Source organism: Bradyrhizobium lupini, from assembly GCF_040939785.1.
GTDB lineage: Bacteria > Pseudomonadota > Alphaproteobacteria > Rhizobiales > Xanthobacteraceae > Bradyrhizobium > Bradyrhizobium canariense_D.
On the sequence record NZ_CP162553.1, the window covers coordinates 1,944,350 to 1,963,375 of the forward strand.

At 64.3% G+C, this 19,026-nt stretch carries 17 protein-coding genes and 1 pseudogene; 4 read left to right on the forward strand and 14 right to left on the reverse strand.

Going from position 1 to position 19,026, the window contains the following annotated elements:
• Nucleotides 1–106: 106 nt before the first annotated feature.
• A complete protein-coding gene (locus tag AB3L03_RS09470; protein WP_368508466.1) occupies nucleotides 107–1,207 on the forward strand; it encodes an alkene reductase in 1,101 nt (366 codons plus the stop codon).
• 188 nt (nucleotides 1,208–1,395) lie between these two features.
• Here the strand turns inward: AB3L03_RS09470 and AB3L03_RS09475 are convergent, their stop codons facing one another.
• The 7 genes and pseudogenes from AB3L03_RS09475 to glpD form a co-directional block, all read right to left on the reverse strand.
• Nucleotides 1,396–3,138: an ABC transporter substrate-binding protein gene (locus tag AB3L03_RS09475; RefSeq protein WP_039799251.1), complete on the reverse strand. Its 1,743-nt coding sequence runs from the start codon at nucleotides 3,136–3,138 to the stop codon at nucleotides 1,396–1,398.
• Nucleotides 3,139–3,265: 127 nt separating this feature from the next.
• A complete protein-coding gene (locus tag AB3L03_RS09480) occupies nucleotides 3,266–3,595 on the reverse strand; it encodes a DUF2160 domain-containing protein (protein WP_018454978.1) in 330 nt (109 codons plus the stop codon).
• Between the two features lie 10 nt (nucleotides 3,596–3,605).
• A complete protein-coding gene (locus AB3L03_RS09485) occupies nucleotides 3,606–4,412 on the reverse strand; it encodes a carbohydrate ABC transporter permease (RefSeq protein WP_018454979.1) in 807 nt (268 codons plus the stop codon).
• The gene (locus AB3L03_RS09490) at nucleotides 4,412–5,314 is read right to left on the reverse strand and encodes a carbohydrate ABC transporter permease (RefSeq protein WP_204513816.1); all 903 of its coding nucleotides are present in this window, start codon (nucleotides 5,312–5,314) and stop codon (nucleotides 4,412–4,414) included. The genes AB3L03_RS09485 and AB3L03_RS09490 overlap by 1 nt, the downstream gene beginning before the upstream one ends.
• Entirely contained in the window at nucleotides 5,314–6,399 is a 1,086-nt protein-coding gene (locus AB3L03_RS09495) for an ABC transporter ATP-binding protein (RefSeq protein WP_018454981.1), read from the reverse strand. Before AB3L03_RS09495 ends, AB3L03_RS09490 begins: the two co-directional genes overlap by 1 nt.
• A 12-nt stretch (nucleotides 6,400–6,411) precedes the next feature.
• Nucleotides 6,412–7,550: pseudogene (locus AB3L03_RS09500) on the reverse strand (ABC transporter ATP-binding protein).
• Nucleotides 7,547–9,097 carry a glycerol-3-phosphate dehydrogenase gene (glpD, locus tag AB3L03_RS09505; protein ID WP_085361305.1) on the reverse strand — a complete coding sequence of 517 codons (1,551 nt, stop codon included), beginning with the start codon at nucleotides 9,095–9,097 and terminating at the stop codon, nucleotides 7,547–7,549. Before glpD ends, AB3L03_RS09500 begins: the two are co-directional and overlap by 4 nt.
• A gap of 230 nt (nucleotides 9,098–9,327) precedes the next feature.
• On the opposite strand from glpD, the gene AB3L03_RS09510 reads away from it, so the two are divergent.
• Both AB3L03_RS09510 and AB3L03_RS09515 read left to right on the forward strand, forming a co-directional pair.
• Complete coding sequence (locus tag AB3L03_RS09510; protein WP_204513814.1) at nucleotides 9,328–9,606, forward strand: type II toxin-antitoxin system Phd/YefM family antitoxin; 279 nt, start codon at nucleotides 9,328–9,330, stop codon at nucleotides 9,604–9,606.
• Entirely contained in the window at nucleotides 9,603–10,028 is a 426-nt protein-coding gene (locus tag AB3L03_RS09515; RefSeq protein ID WP_018454985.1) for a type II toxin-antitoxin system VapC family toxin, read from the forward strand. Before AB3L03_RS09510 ends, AB3L03_RS09515 begins: the two co-directional genes overlap by 4 nt.
• A 2-nt stretch (nucleotides 10,029–10,030) precedes the next feature.
• Here AB3L03_RS09515 and AB3L03_RS09520 read toward each other — a convergent pair whose 3' ends face one another.
• Both AB3L03_RS09520 and AB3L03_RS09525 read right to left on the reverse strand, forming a co-directional pair.
• Nucleotides 10,031–10,873 carry a DeoR/GlpR family DNA-binding transcription regulator gene (locus tag AB3L03_RS09520; RefSeq protein ID WP_018454986.1) on the reverse strand — a complete coding sequence of 281 codons (843 nt, stop codon included), beginning with the start codon at nucleotides 10,871–10,873 and terminating at the stop codon, nucleotides 10,031–10,033.
• 91 nt (nucleotides 10,874–10,964) lie between these two features.
• Nucleotides 10,965–11,639, reverse strand: coding sequence for an HAD family phosphatase (locus AB3L03_RS09525; RefSeq protein WP_018454987.1), 675 nt, complete (start codon nucleotides 11,637–11,639; stop codon nucleotides 10,965–10,967).
• A gap of 154 nt (nucleotides 11,640–11,793) precedes the next feature.
• Between AB3L03_RS09525 and AB3L03_RS09530 the strand changes: the two genes are divergently transcribed.
• Nucleotides 11,794–12,270, forward strand: a complete 477-nt coding sequence (locus AB3L03_RS09530; RefSeq protein WP_026232853.1) for a nuclear transport factor 2 family protein — start codon at nucleotides 11,794–11,796, stop codon at nucleotides 12,268–12,270.
• Between the two features lie 230 nt (nucleotides 12,271–12,500).
• On the opposite strand, the gene AB3L03_RS09535 is transcribed toward AB3L03_RS09530, so the two are convergent.
• The 5 genes from AB3L03_RS09535 to AB3L03_RS09555 form a co-directional block, all read right to left on the reverse strand.
• The gene (locus AB3L03_RS09535) at nucleotides 12,501–12,692 is read right to left on the reverse strand and encodes a hypothetical protein (protein WP_018454989.1); all 192 of its coding nucleotides are present in this window, start codon (nucleotides 12,690–12,692) and stop codon (nucleotides 12,501–12,503) included.
• 222 nt (nucleotides 12,693–12,914) lie between these two features.
• A complete protein-coding gene (locus AB3L03_RS09540; RefSeq protein WP_085361302.1) occupies nucleotides 12,915–13,325 on the reverse strand; it encodes an acyl-CoA thioesterase in 411 nt (136 codons plus the stop codon).
• Nucleotides 13,326–13,376: 51 nt separating this feature from the next.
• Nucleotides 13,377–15,473: a 3-hydroxyacyl-CoA dehydrogenase NAD-binding domain-containing protein gene (locus AB3L03_RS09545; protein WP_368508467.1), complete on the reverse strand. Its 2,097-nt coding sequence runs from the start codon at nucleotides 15,471–15,473 to the stop codon at nucleotides 13,377–13,379.
• A 2-nt stretch (nucleotides 15,474–15,475) separates the two neighbouring features.
• Entirely contained in the window at nucleotides 15,476–16,759 is a 1,284-nt protein-coding gene (locus tag AB3L03_RS09550) for an acetyl-CoA C-acetyltransferase (protein ID WP_018454992.1), read from the reverse strand.
• Nucleotides 16,759–19,026, reverse strand: a complete 2,268-nt coding sequence (locus AB3L03_RS09555; RefSeq protein WP_204513812.1) for an acyl-CoA dehydrogenase — start codon at nucleotides 19,024–19,026, stop codon at nucleotides 16,759–16,761. The genes AB3L03_RS09550 and AB3L03_RS09555 overlap by 1 nt, the downstream gene beginning before the upstream one ends.

The window sequence follows — 19,026 nt, forward strand, 5'->3', positions numbered from 1 at the left end:
CGGCTCGGCTGCGCATCTCGCCTGCAGTTTCTGTATGGCTCCTCCCTTGCGCTGATTGCCGCAATGCACAAGTGTTCCGGATCTCTCACCGCCTGGAAGCATTCTCATGAGCCGTTCGACCAAATTGTTTGAGACCTACAAGCTCGGCCCGATCACGCTGGCGAACCGTTTCGTGATGGCGCCGCTGACGCGCAACCGCGCCGTTCCCGGCACCTTCGTACCGGGCGCGCTCGCCGCTGACTATTACGCCCAGCGTGCCTCGGCGGGGCTTCTGATTACCGAAGCGAGCCAGGTCTCACAGCAGGGCCAAGGCTACCAGGACACCCCCGGCATCTACTCAAAGGACCAGGTCGCCGGCTGGCGCACGGTCACCGATCAGGTGCATCAGCGCGGCGGCAAGGTCTTCATCCAGCTCTGGCATGTCGGCCGCATCTCGCATGTCGCCCTTCAGGCCAATGGCGCAGCCCCGGTGGCGCCGAGCGCGATCCGCGCCAAGGGCAAGACTTTCGTCAACGGCACTTTCGCCGACGTCTCCGAGCCCCGTGCGCTCGAGCTCTCCGAAATTCCAGGGATCATCGACGATTTCAGGCGCGCCACGAAGAATGCGCTCGAAGCCGGCTTCGATGGCGTCGAGATCCACGGCGCCAACGGCTATCTGCTCGAACAATTCGCCAAGGACGGCACCAACAAGCGTACCGACGCCTATGGCGGCTCGATCGAGAACCGCGCGCGGCTGATGCTTGAGGTCTCCAGGGCCGTCGTCGCCGAGGCCGGCGCCGATCGCACCGGCATCCGCATCTCGCCGGTGACGCCGGCCAACGATATCTCTGATTCGAACCCGCAGGCCCTCTACGACCATATCGTCGAGGGCCTCGCCGCGCTCAAGCTCGTCTATCTCCATGTCGTCGAAGGCGCCACCGGCGGTCGGCGCGACATCGCGCCGTTCGACTATGCGGGCCTGCGCAAGCGCTTCCCCGGCGCCTACATCGCCAACAACGGCTATGATTTCGACCTCGCTGCCAAGGTGCTCGAGGCGAACGCGGCCGATCTCATCGCCTTCGGCAAGCCGTTCATCTCCAATCCCGATCTGGTCGAGCGGCTGAAGCAGGGCGCGGCGCTGAACGACTGGGACAAGAACACGTTCTACGGCGGCGGCGCGAAGGGATACACGGACTATCCGACGCTGGCGGCTGAGCCGGCGGAATAAGGTGTCGTTGTCGCTCCATCCTCCGTCATTGCGAGGAGCGAAGCGACGAAGCAATCCAGACTACCTCCGTGGAAAGACTCTGGATTGCTTCGCTTCGCTCGCAATGACGTGTGGAAGCAAAATCCACGACAATAAAAAGAAAAAAGGCCGGGATTGCTCCCGGCCTTTCGTCGTTATGCTGATGTGCTTTACTGCAGCGAAGCGCGCTTCGGGGGCTGTGCCGGCCACGACTTGATCAGAGTGTCGTAGTCGACCGTCTCACCCTTCGGCTTCTCGTTGGCGAGCTTGCGCTGCGGGGCAATCGTGCCGTCCTTCTGGGCCTTGGCGAACCAGAACTCGGCCGACTCCTTCTTGTGCAGCTTCGGACCGCAGGCGCCCTGCACGCCCGACTTCTCCAGACGCTCCATGACGGAGTCCTGGGCCGCGGCAAGCGAGTCCATCGCGGCCTGCGGCGTCTTGGCACCGGACGACGCATCGCCGATGTTCTGCCACCACAGCTGCGCCAGCTTCGGATAGTCGGGCACGTTGTTGCCGGTCGGGGTCCACTGCACGCGCGCGGGCGAGCGGTAGAACTCGATCAGGCCGCCGAGCTTCGGCGCACGCTCGGTGAACGACTTGTCCCAGATGTCGGATTCACGGATGAACGTGAGACCGACATGGCTCTTCTTCAGCGACACCGTCTTGGAGACGATGAACTGGAGATAGAGCCAGGCCGCCTTGCGGCGATCCGGGGGAGTCGATTTGAGCAGCGTCGCCGAGCCCGCATCCTGGTAGCCGAGCTTCATGCCTTCCTTCCAGTACGAACCGTGAGGCGACGGAGCCATACGCCACTTCGGCGTACCGTCCGCGTTCATCACGGCGATGCCCGGCTTCACCATGTCGGCGGTGAAGGCGGTGTACCAGAACATCTGCTGGGCGATGTTGCCCTGCGCCGGCACCGGACCCGACTCGGAGAAGGTCATGCCCTGGGCCTGCGGCGGAGCATACTTCTTCATCCACTCGAGGTACTTGGTGATCGAGTAGACCGCGGCCGGACCGTTGGTGTCGCCGCCACGCTCGACCGAGGAGCCGACCGGACGGCAGCCTTCCATGCGGATGCCCCATTCGTCGACCGGCAGACCGTTCGGGATGCCCTTGTCGCCGTTACCGGCCATCGACAGCCAGGCGTCGGTGAAACGCCAGCCGAGCGACGGGTCCTTCTTGCCATAGTCCATATGGCCATAGACCTTGACGCCGTTGATCTCCTTGATGTCGTTGGTGAAGAACTCGGCGATGTCTTCGTAGGCTGACCAGTTCACGGGCACGCCGAGCTCGTAGCCATACTTGGCCTTGAACTTGGCCTTGTAGTCGGCGTTGGTGAACCAGTCGTAGCGGAACCAGTAAAGGTTCGCGAACTGCTGGTCGGGCAGCTGATAGAGCTTGCCGTCCGGCGCCGTGCCGAACGACTTGCCGATGAAGTCGTTGACGTCGAGCATGGGGTCGGTGACGTCCTTGCCCTCGCCGGTCATATAGTCCGACAGCGCGATGGTCTGGCCGTAGCGGAAGTGGGTGCCGATCAGATCGGAATCGTTGATCCAGCCGTCGTACACGTTCTTGCCGGACTGCATCTGGGTCTGCAGCTTCTCGACGACGTCACCTTCCTGGATGATGTCGTGCTTGAGCTTGATGCCGGTGAGCTCGGAGAACGCCTTGGCCAGCGTCTGCGACTCATATTCGTGGGTCGTGATGGTTTCGGAGACCACGTTGATCTCCATTCCCTTGAAGGGCTCGGCGGCCTTGGCGAACCACTCCAGCTCCTTCTTCTGGTCTTCCTTCGACAGCGTCGAGGGCTGGAATTCCGCGATCCACTTCTGGATCGCGGCGTCGTCGGCGGCGCGCACCGGCGCCGAGACGGCCAGCGACACCGCGACGATGGCGGCGACGCTGGACATCGTCAGAAAGCTATTCTTGGTCAATGGACGTTCCCTTCTCCTAAACTGCCGCATGTTATTCCTCCGTTGCAGCGACAAACTTTTTACAGGCCCGGGTTGGTCCCGGATCTGGCCGTTCCTTCGCGGGCTAGACCGTGCGGAAAATGAGTACGGCCGTGGCCAGCGAAATTCCTGATGCGATCCAAAGGCGCGAAATTTCAACTCCGTCCTCGCCGATCGGCAGCGTGGCGAGGGGGTCGGTGCCGGCGAAGGCGATCCACAGCAAGTGGATGACCGCCGCCGTGATCAGGGAGATGAACAGGCGGTCGCCGCGCGTGGTCGGGATGCGCAGCACGCCGACGCGCTCGGCTTCGGGATAAGCCACCCCGAGCCAGGTCATCACAGCCAGCGTGCAGGCGAGCGCGACAAAAAAGATCGCCGTCGGCGGCGTCCAGGCCATCCATGCAATCCATTCCATTGATGCCTCCCTAGACCCGACCGAGCGCGAAACCGCTCGCGATATAATTGCGGACGAACCAGATCACGAGTGCGCCCGGGATGATCGTCAGCACGCCGGCTGCCGCCAGCAGGCCCCAGTCCATGCCCGCAGCCGACACCGTGCGCGTCATGATCGCCGCGATCGGCTTGGCCGAGACCGAGGTCAGCGTGCGCGCGAGCAGCAGCTCGACCCAGGAGAACATGAAGCAGAAGAAGGCGGCGACGCCGATGCCGCTCGCAATCAGCGGCACCAGGATCTTGATGAAGAAGCGCGGGAAGGAATAGCCGTCGAGGAAGGCGGTCTCGTCGATCTCGCGCGGCACGCCCGAGACGAAGCCTTCCAGGATCCACACCGCCAGCGGGACGTTGAAGATGCAGTGCGCGAGCGCGACCGCCCAGGGCGTATCGAACAGCCCGATCGCCGAATAGAGATTGAAGAACGGCAGGGCATAGACCGCGGCCGGCGCCATGCGGTTCGAGAGCAGCCAGAAGAACAGATGCTTGTCGCCGAGGAAACGGTAGCGCGAGAACGCGTAGGCCGCCGGCAGCGCCACCGAAATCGAGATGATGGTGTTGAGGACGACATATTCCAGCGAGTTGATATAGCCGGAATACCAGCTCTCGTCGGTGAAGATGCGCTTGTAGTGCTGCAGCGTCGGCGCGTGCGGCCACAGCGTCATCGTCGAGACGATTTCGGCGTTGGTCTTGAAGCTCATGTTGACGAGCCAGTAGATCGGCAACAGCAGGAAGATCAAGAACAGCGCCATAATGAGGCGACGGCCGGGAATCGAATGCATCACGCGGCTCCTTCCTGCGGCTTCCGCTCGGCGCCGGCATTGGTCATGACGGTGTAGAAGATCCAGCAGACGATCAGGATGATGAGGTTGTAGACCAGCGACAGCGCGGCGGCCTTGCCGAGGTCGAACTGGCCGAGCGCGATCTTGACCAACTCGATCGACACGAAGGTTGTCGAGTTGCCGGGGCCGCCACCCGTCACCACGAACGGCTCGGTGTAGATCATGAAACTGTCCATGAAGCGCAGCAGCACCGCGATCAGCAGCACGCGGTTCATCTTCGGCAGCTGGATCGCCTTGAACACCGCCCAGCGCGAGGCACCATCGATCTGCGCCGCCTGGTAATAAGCCTCCGGGATCGACTTAAGTCCGGCATAGCACAGCAGCGCGACCAGGCTGGTCCAGTGCCAGACGTCCATCACGATGACCGTGACCCAGGCGTCGATGTCGTTGGAGACGTAATTGTAGTCGATGCCGCTGGCATTGAGGACATAGCCGAGCAGGCCGATGTCGGGTCGGCCGAAGATCTGCCAGATCGTGCCGACCACGTTCCACGGGATCAGCAGCGGCAGCGCGAGGATGACGAGGCAGGCCGCAACCGTCCAGCCCTGGCGCGGCATCGAGAGCGCGACGACGATGCCGAGCGGCACCTCGATCGCGAGGATCACGAGCGAGAAGAACAGATTGCGGCCGAGCGAAGCCAGGAAGCGGCCGCCGAGGTCGGTCGAAGGATCGAGCAATTCCTTGAACCAGCCGACACCGTTCCAGAAGAACTGGTTGTTGCCGAAGGTGTCCTGCATCGAATAGTTCACCACCGTCATCAACGGCAGCACTGCCGAGAAGGCGACGACCAGGAACACCGGCAGCACCAGGAACCAGGCTTTTTGGTTGATAGTCTTGTCCATCAGGCGGCTCCCTCCACCAGAAGGCTGTCGGCATAGACGTGGACGTGCGACGGATCGAATTTCAGGCCGGCCGTGCCGTCCGGGCTGGTGAAGCCGGCCGGCGCGCGCGCCGCGAGCTTGGCGTCACCGAGCCGCGCGCGCGCGAAGCGGATGCGGCCGAGGTCGTCGACGCGTTCGATCTTCGCACTGAGCAGGCCGGGCGCCGGCGCGACGGCCTCAACGAATTCCGGACGGACGCCGATCTCGATCTTTGCGCCAGCAGGCAGCTTGTCGTAGCTGCGGTTGAGCGCGATCACATGACCGCCGATCTTGGCCTCACGGCCCCTCACCTCGGCCGGCAGGATGTTCATGCCGGGCGAGCCGATGAAATAGCCGACGAACGTGTGCGCCGGCTTGTCGAACAACTCGGCCGGCGTGCCGCTCTGCACCACGCGGCCGTCATGCATGACTACCACGGTGTCGGCGAAGGTCAGCGCCTCGGTCTGGTCGTGGGTGACGTAGATCATCGTCAGGTCGAGCTCGCGATGCAGCGCCTTCAACTTGGAGCGGAGCTGCCATTTCAGCTCGGGGTCGATCACGGTGAGCGGCTCGTCGAACAGCACGGCGGCAACGTCGGAGCGTACCAGGCCGCGGCCGAGCGAGATCTTCTGCTTGGCATCGGCCGTGAGCCGCGTCGCCTTGCGGTTCAGATAGGGCTCGAGGTCGAGCAAGCGGCCGATCTCGGCGACCCGCTTGTCGATCTCAGCCTTCGGCACGCCGCGGTTCTTCAGAGGGAACGCCAAATTTTGCCCCACCGTCATGGTGTCGTAGATCACCGGAAACTGGAACACCTGGGCGATGTTGCGCTTCTGGGTTGACAGCGGTGTGATGTCCTCGCCGTCGAACAGGATTTTCCCCCGCGACGGCGTGATGATGCCGGAGATGACGTTGAGCAGCGTGGTCTTGCCGCAGCCGGACGGCCCGAGCAGCGCATAGGCGCCGCCCTGCCGCCAGGTCATGGTGACAGGCTTGAGAGCAAAGCTGTCCTGCGGGGCATCATTGCCGCCGTAGGAGTGGGCGAGATCGACGAGGTCAATGCGGGCCATGTCGCATCCCCCTCAGGCTTTTTTCTTTGACGCGTTTTCTTCACGCGAACCGCTCGGCACTTCGCTTGAAAACGCTATGGGACCGGGTGCCGCGACCAGCCGGTCGGCAGCATCGAAAACGAACACGTCGTTGGGATCGAGCACGGCATCGAGCGTCTGGCCGGGCTCGAATTCGTGCACGCCGTGCAGCACCGCCACCCAGTTCGATCCGTCGCGGGTCAGATGCACGAAACTCTCCGAACCGGTGATCTCGGTCACCGTTACCGTGGCATGGAAGGCGTGGCGGTCAGTCTCGCCATTGGCAAGTGCGAGCTGATGGGCGCGAAATCCGACGCGATAGGCGCCGTCCGCGAGCGAGGAATAGAGACCGGACGCCGGCGCGGCAATGCCGCCCGCATATTGCACGGAACCGTTCTTCTTCTCGATGCCGACGAGATTCAGCGGCGGATCGGAGAACACCTGCGCGACCCGCAAGGTCTGCGGATGACGGTAGACCTTTGAGTCTCGCCGATCTGGAGCGCCTCTCCCTGCCACATGCACACCGTGTTGCCGCCGAGCAGCAGCGCCTCGGTCGGCTCGGTGGTGGCATAGACGAAGATCGCGCCGGAGGCCTCGAAGATGCGCGGCAGCTCGGTGCGCAATTCCTCGCGCAGCTTGTAGTCGAGATTGGCGAGCGGCTCGTCGAGCAGCACGAGGTCGGCGCCCTTCACCAGCGCGCGCGCCATCGCAGTTCGCTGCTGCTGGCCGCCGGAAAGCTGGAGCGGCGTGCGCTTCAGGAACGGCTCGAGCCGGAGCAGCCGGGCGGCTTCCGCAACGCGCGCCTCGATTTCGGCGCGCGGCTTGCCCTGCACGCGCAAAGGCGAAGCGATGTTCTCGTAGACCGACAGCGAGGGGTAGTTGATGAACTGCTGATAGACCATGGCGACCGAGCGCTGGCGCACGTCGACCCCGGTGACGTCCTTGCCGTTGACCAGCAGCTTGCCCGATGTCGGTTTGTCCAGGCCAGCGAGCAGCCGCATGATCGAGGTCTTGCCCGACAGCGTCGGCCCGAGCAGCACGTTGAGCGTGCCGCTCTCGAGCGTCAGCGAGACGTCGCGGATGTGTGGGACCCCGTCGACAGTCCGGGTCACGTGATCGAGTGTCACCGTCATGAGCGTCCTCCGGCTTCCAGCAGGGGACTTTGCTGCACGGCGTGGGTCCTGATCCAGTCGTCCAGCGCCGCGATCTCGTCGGCACTTAGTCGCAGGCCGAGCTTGGAACGGCGCCAGACGATATCTTCGGCGGTGACGGCCCATTCGTTGGCGATGAGATAGCGGACTTCGCGCTCGGTCAGCGTCGCACCGAAGGCCTGGCCGAGATCGACCGCCGATTTCGCATCCCCAAGCAGCTTGATCGCCCTCGTGCCATAGGCGCGCGCCAGGCGCCGCGCATGCTCGTGGCTGAGGAAAGGATAGCCGCGCTGAAGCTCGGCGATCAGGCCGTCGACATCGGACACGCCCATGTCGCCGCCGGGCAGCGGCCATTTGCCGGTCCAGCCTTCGCGTGCTTTCGCACTGCGAAGATAGGGCGCGAGCCGCTCCAGCGCCTCCTCGGCGAGACGGCGATAGGTCGTGATCTTGCCGCCATAGATCGACAGCAGCGGCACGCCGCCGGGCGTGTCGAGTTCGAACACATAGTCGCGCGTCGCGGCCTTGGCTTCGCTGGCCCCGTCGTCATAGAGCGGACGTACGCCGGAGTAGGTCCAAACCACGTCATCGGGCGTGACAGGCTTGGCCAGATATTCGCTCGCCGCCGTGCAGAGATACTGGATCTCTTCGGCCGTCGCCTTCACCTTGGCGGGATCGCCGTCATAGTCGCGGTCGGTGGTGCCGATCAGCGTAAAATCGTCCTGATAGGGAATGACGAAGATGATGCGGCCATCTGCATTCTGGAACATGTAGGCGCGGTCGTGGTCGTAGAGTTTTTTCACGACGATGTGCGAGCCCTGCACCAGGCGCACCTTGGCTTTCGCGTTGACGCCGGCGCCGCGGCCGAGCACATCCTCGACCCAGGGCCCGCCGGCATTGACAACCGCACGGGCCTGGATCGACGAGCGCGCGCCTGTCAGCGTGTCGATCATGCTGACGGTCCAGATGCCGTCTGACTGTTTGATATCCGTCGCGCGAGTGCGGGTGCGGATCTCGGCGCCCTTGTCGGCGGCATCGCGTGCGTTGAGCACGACGAGACGGGCGTCGTCGACGAAGCAGTCGGAATATTCGAACGCGCGGCCGTAGCGGTTCGGGATCAGCGGGCGGCCGACCTCGTCGCGTCGGAGGTCAACCGAGCGCGTCGCCGGCAACAGATGACGGCCACCGATGTGGTCATAGAGAAAGAGGCCGAGGCGCAGCAGCCAGGCTGGCCGCAGGCCCGCATGGTGCGGCAAAACGAAACGCAGGGGGCGAATGATGTGCGGCGCGATGCCCCAGAGAATCTCGCGCTCGATCAGCGCCTCGCGAACCAGCCGGAACTCGTAATATTCGAGATAGCGCAGGCCGCCATGCACCAGCTTGGTCGACCAGGACGACGTCCCGCTCGCCAGATCGTTCATTTCGCACAGGAAAACCGTGTTGCCGCGGCCCACCGCGTCGCGCGCGATGCCGCAGCCGTTAACACCGCCTCCGATAATGGCGAGGTCGAAAATACGATCCAACAGACGCATCCCCCGGCGACCGCCCGTTCAATCGAGCGGTTACTTTCGCTTTTGATTAGATCACACCAGAAAACGAAAGCAAGATGAAAGAGGAGAGAAACGAAGTGAAAGCGGAACTTTTAAGCGGGCACACGGGGGGCGAAATAGGCAGTTCAGGAGGGATTTGAGCGGCATTATTGCTCTTGAAAAGTCGTCGATGACCCTTATTAGTAAGAATAGTCATATTGGTCGTTGTTTGCATGACGGAACACACTGCACCAGATTCACCAGCGACGGACTTGTGGACGCTTGCCAACGCCAAGGCCCGGCTCTCCGAGGTGATCGATCGTGCCCAAGCCGGCCCGCAAATCATCACCCGACACGGCAAGCCCAACGCGGTGATCGTTTCCGTCGAGGAATGGGCGCGCAAGACGGCGCGCAAAGGTACCTTGGCCGAATTCCTGCTGGCTTCGCCGCTGCGCAGCGGCGACCTCGAGCTTGAACGCGTTCACGACGCGCCGCACGACGAGCTGCCGTGAATCTACTGCTCGACACCAACGTGTTGTCGGAGGTCCAGAGGCCCGCCCCTTCGCCGAAAGTCTTGTCATGGCTTGATACGATCGACGAGGATCGTGCGTTCATCAGCGCGGCATCGATCGCCGAGCTTCGTCGCGGCATCGCGTTGCTGGAGGACGGCCGTCGCCGTGCAGCACTGGCCGCCTGGCTTGCCCGCGATCTGCCGGAGCGTTTTGCCGGGCGCACACTGCCGATCGACCACGCGGTCGCGGAACGCTGGGGTGACCTGATGGCTCAGAGTCGCAGAAGCGGTCTCGCATTGTCTGTCATGGACGGCTTCTTTGCCGCGACCGCGCTGGCAAACAACCTCATGCTCGTCACGCGCAATGTGAAGGATTTTGCGGTATTCGGCGTGCCGCTGCTGAACCCGTGGGACAACCCATAGTCCTACCTCAGCCGCACCACCGGCGCGGCCTCGGGCGCTTCTTGTGCCTCGGCCTGAGCCTCATCGACGTCCGCCCCCTTCGGCATCGCGGCCATCACCTCGATGCCCTTGCCGTGGCAGATGGTGGCGAGGCGCTCTGGCAATTCCTGGTCGGTGACGAAGGTCTGGATCTGGCTGATATGCGCGATGCGGACCGGCGCGCTGCGCCGGAGCTTGGTGGAATCAGCGACCAGCATGACGCTGCGGGCGTTGGCGATGATGGCCTGCGCCACCTGCACCTCGCGATAGTCGAAGTCGAGCAGCGCGCCCTCCTCGTCGATCGCGGACGCTCCGATGATGGCATAGTCGACCTTGAACTGGCCGATCAGCTGCGTCGCGGTCGAGCCGACCACCGCGCCGTCGGCGCGCCGCACCGTGCCGCCGGCGACCACCACCTCGATGCGGGGATGACGATAGAGCAGCATGGCGACGTTCAGATTGTTGGTGATAACGAGGAGGTCCTCGTGCGAGGTCAGCGCGCTCGCGACCTCCTCGGTCGTGGTGCCGATGTTGATGAAGAGCGAGCAGCCGTTCGGGATCAGCGAGGCGGCCGCGGCTCCAATCGCCTTCTTCTCGTCGGCGGCGACGAAGCGCCGCGCCTCGTAGGCGAGGTTTTCGACGCCGGATGCGATGATGGCGCCGCCATGAATGCGGGTCAGCGAGCGCCGCTCACAGAGGTCGTTGAGATCCTTGCGGATGGTCTGCGCCGAGACCTCGAACCGGCGCGCCAGCTCCTCGACCATGACGCGGCCCGAGGCTCGCGCGATGTTGAGGATTTCGGCTTGGCGATGGGTCAGTCCGGTCACGGCGATGGCCTCAAGTCAGGAAGCTGCATGGTGCGGCGGTTCGCGCGCTCGGTCAATGCGCGCGCCGATCACGGTTAACGGACCAAGGTCCTCACCACGCCATTGCGGCGGCGAGACGCGCCAGCAGCTCCGGATCGTCGAAGGCGCTGGCGGAGGCGATGGCCCCGGCGGCGACGAGATCAGCATGGCTGAGGCTGGTCCGGATACCGATGGTCGGAATGCCGGCCGCTGCGGCCGATTGCACGCCGGTGCGGGAGTCCTCGAACGCGATCGAGGCCATGGCGCTGGCGCCGGCAAAGCGCAACCCTTCCTGATAAGGCAGCGGATGCGGCTTGCCGTGCAACAGCTCGGCACCGATCACGAGCGCCTTGAAGCGGTGCGTGATGCCGAGGCCGGACAGCAGCAGCTCCGCATTGAGCCGCGGGGCATTGGTCACGGCAACCATGGGAATACCGGCCGCATCCGCCCTGTCGAGCAGCGCCATCAGGCCCGGCAGCGGCTCGATCTGCCCGGCAACAAGCGTGCGGAAGACTTCCTCCTTCTCATCGAGGATCAAGGCACGCCGTTCGGGCGCCTCGTCGGGCAGAAAACGCTCGCCGATCGATACATTCGCGAAGCCTTGCAGCTCTCTGGAGAAGCGCGCGTGATCGAAGACGTGGCCGCGAGGGCCGAGCACCAGATTGAACGCCTTCAAGTGCAGCGGATCGGTGTTGGCGAGCGTACCGTCGATGTCGAACAGCAACGCCCTGCCGATAGCCTCGATCATGTCCGTACTTTCCCGAATATATGACGCATCAATACGAAAGCCGTATCAATACAGCGTCAATCGCGCAATGACGCACGTGCATGACCAATACGCGACCCTCGACAAAGTCGCGTGCGACTGCAACACTCCATGCAAGACCAAAAAGGAGGAAACGATGACGATCAACCGACGCGATCTCGCTCTCTCGACTCTTGCCGTCCCAGCTCTTGCCGTCTCCACTCTTGCAGTTTCAGCGCTCACGACACCGGTGCTGGCGGCCTCGGCCGACGAGGAAGCCGTGGCGAAGAAGGTCGAGGCGTTCCGTCTCGCCCAGATCGCGGCCGATCCCAAGGCGCTCGGCGCACTCTGCGCCGAAGAGGTGAGCTACAGCCATTCCAGCGGCAAGGTCGAGGACAAGGCGACCTTCATCGCCAACGCCACCGACGGCAAATCCAAATTCCTGTCGATCGAGTACAAGGACCCGACCATCAAGGTCGTCGGCCCCGCCGCGATCGTGCGCTTCCACTGGGTGGCGGAACAAGAGATGGCGGCTGATGGGAAAAAAGTGCCGACCAACCTTCACATCCTGATGAACTGGCAGAAGCAGGGCGACGACTGGAAGCTGCTCTCACGGGCGGCGACGAAGTTGTGAACAACGGCTCTTCCCCTCTCCGTTGCGGGAGAGGGTGGCTTCGCGAAGCGAAGTCGGGTGAGGGGTTTCTGTCCGACAACGAATCCTCTCGCATTGGAATTCGCGGAGACGACCCCTCATCCGGCGCTACGCGCCACCTTCTCCAACAAGGCGAGAAGGGAAGGCAGAGTTCGCGGCAAAAGATTCCCACCTCTCGGGCCACACGCGGCCCGGAATGACCCGCGGGAGGACTAAGCCGCTTCCTTCACATCACCGTTAACCAGCTTGCGCGCGGCGCGCTCGGCTTCGCGGGCGTTGCGGAAGAGCTGGCCTTCGAGACGGTTGAAGCGGCTGGACGAGGCGAAAAAGCAGTAGCCTCCCTGGGAACGAACGACGATACCTGCGGTCTGCGAATCGACTTCGATGATGTAGCTGTCCGGCATGGTCCGTGGATTCCTCAGTGCGGGCAAACAACGGCAGTTCTGCCCAAAGGTTCCTGGGCATTTTGACGCCGTTTCCACCCCGGATCGACACGCGACGGAGTACGCCGGGACCTCATCCGTTTTATGACTGGTTCTTGGCAAAGCCGCGGCGGCGGGACTCAGTCGCACCGCGTTTGGTGTTGCCGCACGCATCAGACAGATGAGGCGCAACGCCGCGTGCGATTACGTCGCGATCGCGGTGTCGGTCGGGCGAACCGGCTGCGGGCGGCCGTGCTCGTCGATCGAGACGTAGGTGAAGTTGCCGTCGGTGACGAGGAACGGTTGCTGCTCGCCGCGGCGCAGCGCCCATGCTTCCAGATGCACGGTGATGGAGGTGCGCCCGACGCGAACGAGGTGGGCGTGGACCGAAACGAGATCGCCGACATAGACGGCCTTGCGGAAATTCATCGCCTCGATGGCGACAGTCACGGTGCGCGACTTCGCGACCTTTGACGCAAACACGCCGCCGCCGACATCCATCTGGCTGAGCAGCCAACCGCCGAAGATGTCGCCGTTTGCGTTGGTGTCGGCCGGCATCGCCAGCGTGCGAATGCAGAGATCGCCGCCCGGCCCGGCATCGGCTTGCCCGTTCATGCCGCTCCCGCTTGAAGATTGCTCACTTGAATCTCGCTCACCTGAAACTGCTCACTTGAAAGTATCCCAGCCCGGATCCGGCGCAAAGCGCTCGCCGAATCTTCCGGCCAGCGCGCGCAAGGTGGATACGACATGATCGACGCCACGCGTGCGCGCATAATTCAACGGGCCGCCACGGAACGGTGCATAACCGGTGCCGAAGATCATGGCGCCGTCGACCATGTCGGCATCATCCACGATACCCTCGCGAAGCGCCGCGACGCAGACGTTGGACATCGGCAGCACCAGGCGGTCGATCATCTGGTCGGTGACGCGCGGACCGGTCTCGGGCAACGGCGCCTTCTCGGCCTTGCCGTCACGCCAGACGTAAAAGCCCTTGCCGGTCTTGCGGCCGAGTTCGCCCTTGGCGACCTTCTCGCGGAGCCAGGCCGGCGTCGGCGGCAGCAGATCGCCGAACTTGGCGCGCAGCATGTCGCCGACATCGAGACAAATGTCGAGCCCGACCTGGTCGGCCAGTTCGATCGGCCCCATCGGCATGCCGAACTGCTCCGCGGCGGCGTCGATCAGGCGCTGGTCGATCTTCTCGTCCAGCATCACCATCGCTTCCAGCATGTAAGGCGTCAGCGCGCGGTTGACGAGGAAGCCCGGCGAGCTCTTCACCGGCAACGGCAGCCGATCGATCGCGCCGACGAAGGCGAGTGCCTCCTTCAGCACCTGCGTATCGTTACCGTCATGGCTGACGACTTCGACCAGCTGCAACCGCGACACCGGGTTGAAGAAGTGAAGGCCGACCAGCCGCTCCGGCCGCGCCAGCGTGGTGCGCAAATCCTGCAGCGGAATGCTCGACGTGTTGGTCGCGAGGATCGCGCCCGGCTTCATTCGCGGCTCGAGGCCGGCATAGACCTTCTGCTTGAGCTCGAGCTTCTCCGGGACCGCCTCGATGATGAGATCGGCGTTGCGGACGCCCTCCCCATCCATGTCAGGCATGAGGCGATCGAGCGCGTCGCGCACCTCGGTCGGCTTGCGGATGATCTTGCCGTAGAGCTCGGCGGCGCGCTTGACTGCGCCCGCGATCGGCTCCGCCTTCATGTCGGCGAGCGAGACGCGCACCCCCTGCCCCGCGCACCAGGCCGCGATGTCGCCGCCCATGGCGCCCGCGCCGATGACGTGGGCATACCTGATCGTGTTGCCGGAGCCTGCCGCTTTCTTCATCTGCTCGCGCAGGAAGAACACGCGGATCAAGTTCTGCGCGGTCGGCGTCACCATCAGCTTGGCGAACGAGGCCTGCTCTGCCCCGAGCATCGCGGCCTTGCTGCCGCCATGGGTCTCCCAGAGATCGATCAAGGCATAGGGCGCCGGATAATGCTCGCGGGACGCGGCCTTCGCCGCCTCCGATCGCATCCGTTTGGCCAGCAGCCCGCGCACCGGGCCGAAATTCGCCGCACGCGTCAGAAAACCCGGCCGCGCCCGCTTGAGGCGGCCGAACAGCGCATCCTTGACGGCATTGCGAACGTGGCGCTCCTGCGTCACGGTATCGACGAGGCCGAGCGATCTGGCGCGGCGGGCATCGATGGTGCGGCCGGTCAGCATCAGGGCCATCGATTGTGTCGGATTGACCAGCGCAGTGAAACGCGCGGTGCCGCCGAGACCGGGATGTAGCCCCAGCATCACCTCAGGGAAGCCGAAGCGCGCGCCGTCGATGGCGATGCGCGATTGGCAGGCGAGCGCGACTTCGAGCCCGCCGCCGAGGCAGAAGCCGTGGATCACCGCGACCGTCGGCAGCTTCAGCACTTCAAGATGATCGACCACCGCATGGGCGGCGCGGATCCGCGTCTCCACCATCCCGGCATCACTGGCGCCGCGAAATTCGTTGACGTCGGCGCCCGCGATGAAGCCGGACGGCTTTGCGGAGCGGATCACGAGGCCGGCAGGGCGCTCGGTCTCGATCGCCGCCAGCACGGCGTCGAACTCCTCCATCACCTCCGAGGACAGCGTGTTGGCGCTGGCGTCAGTGCGGTCAAACAGCAGCCAGGCGACACCGTCGGCGTCGCGCGTCAGCTTGAAGTGCTTGTAGGGACGATCGGCGGCGGGCTTGGGCCCGAGCTCCAGCACGCGGTCGCCGAGCGCGGTCATGATCCTGGAATCCATGGTCATACCGCCTCGATCAGCATGGCGCCGCCGAGCCCGCCGCCGATGCATTCGGTGGCAACGCCGCGCCGCGTGCCGAGCCGCTTCATGGTATTGACGAGATGCAGCACGATGCGATTGCCGGACGTGCCGACGGGATGCCCGAGCGAGATAGCGCCGCCATCGACGTTGAGTTTGTCGCGGTCGACCTCGCCGGCAGCGCCGTCCAGTCCCAAAATCTCGCGGCAGAACTTGTCGTCATTCCAGGCGGCGAGGCAGCCGAGCACTTGGGTGGCGAACGCCTCGTTGAGCTCCCAGGTCTCGACGTCCTGGATGGTGAGATCATTGCGCTTCAGTAGCGGCGTCGCCGACATCACAGGACCGAGACCCATGATGCTTGGATCGAGTGCGGCCCAGTTGCTGTCGACGATGACGGCCTTCGGCGTCAGCTTGTGCCTGGCGACCGCTTCGTCGGACGCCAGGATCACCCAGGACGCGCCATCGGTGATCTGCGAGGAATTGCCGGCGGTGACCTGGCCCCAGGGACGCTCGAACACGGGCCGGAGTTTTGCGAGCCTCTCGGCCGTCGAGTCCGGACGCACGCCATCATCATGGTCGAAGAATTTTCCGTCGCGGGAGAACGCGGTTTCGACTTCGCCCTTGAGAAAACCTTCCGCCTGCGCATGCGCGAGCCGGCGATGGCTCTCGGCGGCATAGGCATCGGACTGCGCACGGGTGATGCCGAAGAGATGGCCGACGACTTCGGCCGTCTGGCCCATGTTGAGATCGGTAATAGGATCGGTCAGCCCGCGCTCGAGGCCGATGATCGGTTTGAGATAGCGCGGCCGCAGCTTGAAGGCCGCGGCAAGCTTCGCGGCGACGCCCTTGGCGGTGGCGAGGCCGGCGAACCAGCGCACGCCGGAATTGGGCCAGACCAGCGGCGCGTGGCTCAAGGCCTCGGTGCCGCCGGCCAGGATCATGTCGGCATGGCCCTCGCGGATGTAGCGGTACGCGGTGTCGATCGACTGCATGCCGGATCCGCAATTGATCTGAACGGTGAAGGCGACCATGTCCTCGCCCATGCCGAGCCGGAGCGCGGCGACGCGAGCCGGGTTCATTTCGTCCGCGATCACGTTGACGCAGCCGAGGATGACCTGGTCGAAGGTATCAGGCGAAAACGGCTGACGCGCCAGCAGTGGCCGGCCGCATTGCACGGCGAGATCGACCGGCGTGAACGGCCCCGGCCCCGAACGCGCCTTCAAAAACGGCGTCCGACTGCCGTCGACGATGAAAACCGGTCGTGCCATCAGCTCGCCGCCCTCTGTTCACCGAGTTCCTGGAAGAACTGATGCACGTCGCCGGTTTTCTTGTAAATCGGCGACAGCGCCTCCGGCGCAAAATCGTCGACCTCGATCACCTTTGTAACGGCTTCGCGGGCCGCGGCCAGCTGCTCGCCCTCCGCCTGCGTGATCACACCCTTGGCCACCGCATCCTTCCAGTCGCTCAGATGAGCCGCGCGCATGCGCCTGGCGATGGCGTCCGTACCTGCGATCAGGTTGAACGCGCGCTCCAGCCGGGCGAAGCCGCCATCGTCGTCGACATAAGCGAGATCGGGCGTGAGGCGGTCGCGCGCGGCCGACGGCTCCAGCACGAGGCTCGCGCATTGATGCACGACCCGGTCGGAGGGACCCAGCACGCGGGCGCCGAAGGGCTGGACCACGAATTTGAGGATGCCTGCGACGAAGCGGTTCGGCAGATTGGCGAGAATCTCGGCAAGCCGGTTCTCGATGGTCCGAAAGCCCGTCGCCATGCACCATTCGAGCGCGGCAAAATCCTCCTTCTGCCGGCCCTCGTCCTGCCAGCGCTTCAGCGCGGCAGAGAGCAGATACAGCTCGGACAGGATGTCGCCGAAGCGCGCCGACAGCATCTCTTTGCGCTTGAGCGCGCCGCCGAGCGTCAACAGCGCCATATCGGCGCAGAGGGCAAAAGCCGCCGAGTAGCGCGAGAGCTGACGATAGAATGGTCTGGCGTCACCCGCATCGGGTGCAAGCGCGAAGACACCAAAGCTCCAGCTCCGGCCGAACGCGCGCAAGAGTGTCTCGAAGCTGTGGCCGACATGTTTCCAGAACACCTTGTCGAAGGCGGTGAGCCCGCGCTCGCGATCGGCATCGGCAAGCGCATTCATCTCGTCGAGCAGATAGGGATGGGCGCGGATGGCGCCCTGTCCGAACACGATGAGATTGCGGGTGAGGATATTGGCGCCCTCGACGGTGATGCCGACCGGAACGGCGCGGTGGAGATTGCCGAGATAGTTTTGCGGACCGTCGATCACGGCCTTGCCGCCATGGATGTCCATAGCGTCGTCGACCGCGGTGCGCATCCGCTCGGTCGCGTGCAGCTTCATGATGCCCGAGATGACGGCGGGATGGATCCCGGTATTCAGTGCCGCGCAGGTCAGCCGTCGCGCCGCGTCGAGCTGATAGGCAGTGGCGACAATGCGGGCGAGCGGCTCCTCGACGCCCTCGAATTTGGAGATGGAGATGCCGAACTGCTCGCGGATGCGGGCATAGGCGCCGGTGGTGCGGGCGGCATAGGCGGCGCCGGCGGCGGAGAGCGACGGCAACGAGATGCCGCGGCCGGCGGCGAGCGCCGTCATCAGCATCTTCCAGCCCTGCCCCAGCCGCGCCTGGCCGCCGATGACGTAGTCGAGCGGAATGAAAACGTCGCGGCCCCAGTTCGGACCGTTCTGGAAGACCTGCATCGAGGGCAAATGGCGTTTGCCGATTTCGACGCCGGGAAGATTGGTCGGGATCAGCGCCACGCTGATGCCGAGCTCTTCCTGGTCGCCGACGAGATGATCGGGATCATAGGCCTTGAAGGCGAGGCCAAGCAGCGTCGCGACGGGGCCGAGCGTGATGTAGCGCTTGTGCCAGTTGAGCTTCAGGCCCAGCACCTCCTGGCCCTCGAAGGTGTCTTTGCAGATGATGCCGGTGTCGACCATCGAGGCGGCATCAGAGCCGGCCTCGGGGCTGGTGAGGCCGAAGCAGGGAATGTCGCGGCCATCGGCAAGACGCGGCAGCCAGCGCTGCTGCTGCTCCTTCGTGCCGAAGTGCATCAGGAGCTCGCCGGGGCCCAACGAGTTCGGCACCATCACCGTCACCGCGGCGGCGATCGAGCGGGTCGATATCTTGCGCACCACTTCCGAATGCGCATAGGGCGAGAAGCCGAGGCCGCCGAACTCCTTCGGAATGATCATGCCGAAGAATTTTTCGCGCTTGACGAAGTGCCAGACATCGGGCGGCAGGTCGCGCCATTCCCAAAAGATCTTCCACTCGTCGAGCATGGCGCAAAGCTCGTCGACGGGGCCGTTGAGGAAGGCCCGCTCCTCTTCGGTCAGCGTTGCCTGCGGGACCTTCAGCAGCTTCGACCAATCGGGGTTGCCGGTGAAGAGATCGGCGTCCCACCAGACGTCGCCGGCCTCCAGCGCCTCGCGCTCGGTGTCCGACATCGCCGGCAGCACGCCGCGCGCCCAGGAGAAAATCGGCTTGGTCAGGGTGTCGCGGCGGAAGCTCAT

Coding starts and splice junctions, on each gene's coding strand:
- AB3L03_RS09470 (WP_368508466.1), top strand. CDS start 107: ATGAGCCGTTCGACCAAATTGTTTGAGACCTACAAGCTCGGCCCGATC.
- AB3L03_RS09475 (WP_039799251.1), bottom strand. CDS start 3,138: ATGTCCAGCGTCGCCGCCATCGTCGCGGTGTCGCTGGCCGTCTCGGCG.
- AB3L03_RS09480 (WP_018454978.1), bottom strand. CDS start 3,595: ATGGAATGGATTGCATGGATGGCCTGGACGCCGCCGACGGCGATCTTT.
- AB3L03_RS09485 (WP_018454979.1), bottom strand. CDS start 4,412: ATGCATTCGATTCCCGGCCGTCGCCTCATTATGGCGCTGTTCTTGATC.
- AB3L03_RS09490 (WP_204513816.1), bottom strand. CDS start 5,314: ATGGACAAGACTATCAACCAAAAAGCCTGGTTCCTGGTGCTGCCGGTG.
- AB3L03_RS09495 (WP_018454981.1), bottom strand. CDS start 6,399: ATGGCCCGCATTGACCTCGTCGATCTCGCCCACTCCTACGGCGGCAAT.
- glpD (WP_085361305.1), bottom strand. CDS start 9,097: ATGCGTCTGTTGGATCGTATTTTCGACCTCGCCATTATCGGAGGCGGT.
- AB3L03_RS09510 (WP_204513814.1), top strand. CDS start 9,328: ATGACGGAACACACTGCACCAGATTCACCAGCGACGGACTTGTGGACG.
- AB3L03_RS09525 (WP_018454987.1), bottom strand. CDS start 11,639: ATGATCGAGGCTATCGGCAGGGCGTTGCTGTTCGACATCGACGGTACG.
- AB3L03_RS09530 (WP_026232853.1), top strand. CDS start 11,794: ATGACGATCAACCGACGCGATCTCGCTCTCTCGACTCTTGCCGTCCCA.
- AB3L03_RS09535 (WP_018454989.1), bottom strand. CDS start 12,692: ATGCCGGACAGCTACATCATCGAAGTCGATTCGCAGACCGCAGGTATC.
- AB3L03_RS09540 (WP_085361302.1), bottom strand. CDS start 13,325: ATGAACGGGCAAGCCGATGCCGGGCCGGGCGGCGATCTCTGCATTCGC.
- AB3L03_RS09545 (WP_368508467.1), bottom strand. CDS start 15,473: ATGGATTCCAGGATCATGACCGCGCTCGGCGACCGCGTGCTGGAGCTC.
- AB3L03_RS09550 (WP_018454992.1), bottom strand. CDS start 16,759: ATGGCACGACCGGTTTTCATCGTCGACGGCAGTCGGACGCCGTTTTTG.
- AB3L03_RS09555 (WP_204513812.1), bottom strand. CDS start 19,026: ATGAGCTTCCGCCGCGACACCCTGACCAAGCCGATTTTCTCCTGGGCG.